Below are 2,580 nucleotides of genomic sequence, written 5' to 3'. Positions count from 1 at the left end.
TGTTGCGCGAGATGATTGGCTTTGCGGCCGAGCGGCTGATGGAGCTGGAGATCGGCAGCGCGACCGGTGCTGGCTACGGCGAGAAGAACCCGATGCGGCTCGCCCAACGCAACGGCTACCGTGACCGGGACTGGGAGACACGGGCTGGCACGGTCGAGCTTCGCATCCCGAAGCTGCGCAAAGGTAGCTATTTCCCGAGATGGGGTATTCGGCTTGAGCCCCATCCTTCAGCGGTGATGCCATGAAGGTGCGGCGCTTCGAGCTGATGGTAACCGTGGTCTGTTCTGGAACAGCCACAAGCATCAGGAAAGGAAGCGCAGCATGAAACATTATGCCGGATTGGACGTCGCAGTCAAAGAGACCGCCATTTGCATCGTCGACGAAACGGGCGCGATCTGCCGTGAGGGGAAGGTGCCGAGCCATCCCGAAGATCTTGTGCGGGCCCTCACCGATCCTGCCTGGGCCCTTGAGCGGATCGGGCTTGAAGCCGGGCCCTTATCGCAATGGCTATTCAGCGGGCTGGCGGAAGCCGGATTGCCGGTGACCTGCATCGAGACGCGGCACACCAAGGCATTCTTGAAGGCACAGCCGAACAAATCCGACCGCATTGACGCCCGAGGCATTGCCCAGATGATGCGGGTCAACCTGTTCCGCCCGGTGCATGTCAAGACGCTGACGAGCCAGAAACGCCTGGCCTTGCTGACGGCGCGCAAGCTCCTACAGGAAAAGGCGATTGCCATCGACAACGACATCCGCGGGCTGTTGCGCAACTTCGGGCTCAAGGTCGGCATGGTCGGAGCCGTCAAATTCGCGCACCGCATCCGCGAGCTCACCGAAGACATGCCCGAACTGGCCGAGATCCTGGAGCCGCTGCTCGACGCACGCGACAAGCTACGCCAGCATTTTGGCGCCCTGCACCGCAAGGTTCTGATGCTTGTCCGGAAGGATGAGACGTGCCGCCGACTGATGTCGATCCCCGGTGTCGGGCCGGTGACCTCGATGGCCTATACCGCGACGATCGACATTCCTCAGCGGTTCAGGAATTCCAAGGCGGTAGGGCCGATATTGGGGCTGACGCCGGTACTGCATGAGTCGGGCGAAAGTCGCCGCATCGGCCGCATCACACTGTGCGGCGACGGCTTGCTTCGATCCCTGCTCTACGAGTCGGCGCAGGTGCTTCTGACGCGGGCCACGAAATGGTCCTGGTTGAAGGCCTGGGCGATGAACGTCGCCAAGCGGCGTGGTGCGCGCAAGGCCATTGTCGCGCTTGCCCGCCGACTGGCGGTGATCATGCACCGGATCTGGATCGACGGCACCCAGTTCCGCTGGACCAGGCAGGACCTCGTGCCGGTCGCTGGCTGACGTCCCGACCAGTGCAGCCTGCCGCGGCGCTCGTGCCCGTCAAGGGCAAGTCGCTGCGCGATGGCCCCGCTGGGCCTCCCTTGACGACCACTGCGTGCCGACGGCCAGCGCGAAATCAGGTCGGGACGAGAAGATGGTCGCCCAATCGGCCGAACAAGAAGATGGGAGATGAACCACGATCAAATGTGACAATTATCACCCCGATGGAAGGTGAGACACAGTTCCACCATGCCGGTGGAAACCTGTCCTTCGCGGGACGGTGGATGAGGTGAGTTCGCCGCAGAAAGCTGTACCGATGCCCCTTGCATCAGGACGCTCCCGAGATTGTTCCACCTCATTCATTTGAATCCCATGGAGGGAGGGCCGAGGCGCCGATCCCGTAGAGAAGCAAGACCCCGCGAAGGACATCAAATGCCGGCAAGCCGGAACGCTCGAGAGCGCTTGACCTCAACACGCCGAATAGAGAAGCTTTCTGGAGCCGCGTCGCATGGCGGAGAAGGCTCTGACGGCTGTTATCCAGGAAGCCTACATCCAAGGCATCTCAACGCGTTCCGTCGACGATCTCGTCAAGGCGATGGGTATGAGCGGCATCTCCAAGAGTCAGGTGAGCCGCCTGTGCGAAGAGATCGATGTCAAGGTGAAGGCCTTCCTCGAAAGACCCATCGAGGGCGATTGGCCCTATCTCTGGATCGATGCCACCTATCTGAAGGTCCGGCGCGGTGGTCGCATCGTTTCCGTTGCCGTCATCATCGCCGTCGGCGTCAATACCGATGGCCGGCGCGAGGTTCTGGGCATGGAAGTCGGCACTTCCGAAGCCGAACCGATCTGGACGGAGTTCCTGCGTCGGCTCACGCGTCGAGGTCTGCGCGGTGTGAAGCTCGTCGTCTCCGATGCCCATGAGGGCCTCAAGGCTGCCGTCACCAAGGTTCTCAGCGCCACTTGGCAAAGATGCCGGGTTCACTTCATGAGGAACGTGCTGGCGCATGCCGGAAAGAGCGGCAGGCGCGTCGGCTCGGCCTTCATCGCCACCGCCTTTGCTCAGGATACATCGGAGGCGGCGAGCACCCAGTGGCGCAACGTCGCCGACCAGATACGGCCGAAAGTGCCGAAGCTCGCCGCCATCATGGATGATGCCGAAGCGGATGTGCTCGCCTACATGACCTTCCCGAAAGAGCACCGGGCCAAGCTGCATTCGACAAATCCGATCGAACGTCTCAA

Annotated in this window: 1 protein-coding gene and 2 pseudogenes; all 3 read left to right on the top strand. The window is 62.0% G+C overall.

Going from position 1 to position 2,580, the window contains the following annotated elements; genetic code table 11:
• Window positions 1-2: 2 nt before the first annotated feature.
• Window positions 3-233, top strand: a pseudogene (locus tag GHK62_RS12935) (transposase); the annotation flags it as partial.
• An 88-nt stretch (window positions 234-321) separates the two neighbouring features.
• Window positions 322-1,362 carry an IS110 family RNA-guided transposase gene (locus GHK62_RS12930; RefSeq protein WP_153439607.1) on the top strand — a complete coding sequence of 347 codons (1,041 nt, stop codon included), beginning with the start codon at window positions 322-324 and terminating at the stop codon, window positions 1,360-1,362.
• Between the two features lie 466 nt (window positions 1,363-1,828).
• A pseudogene (locus GHK62_RS12925) lies at window positions 1,829-2,580 on the top strand (IS256 family transposase); the annotation flags it as partial.

Origin of the sequence: Sinorhizobium terangae (assembly GCF_009601505.1) — a bacterium.
In the GTDB taxonomy this organism is placed as follows: Bacteria; Pseudomonadota; Alphaproteobacteria; order Rhizobiales; family Rhizobiaceae; genus Sinorhizobium; species Sinorhizobium terangae.
The sequence above is the reverse complement of the archived record's forward strand: the minus strand, read 5'-3'. Positions and strand labels throughout refer to the sequence as shown.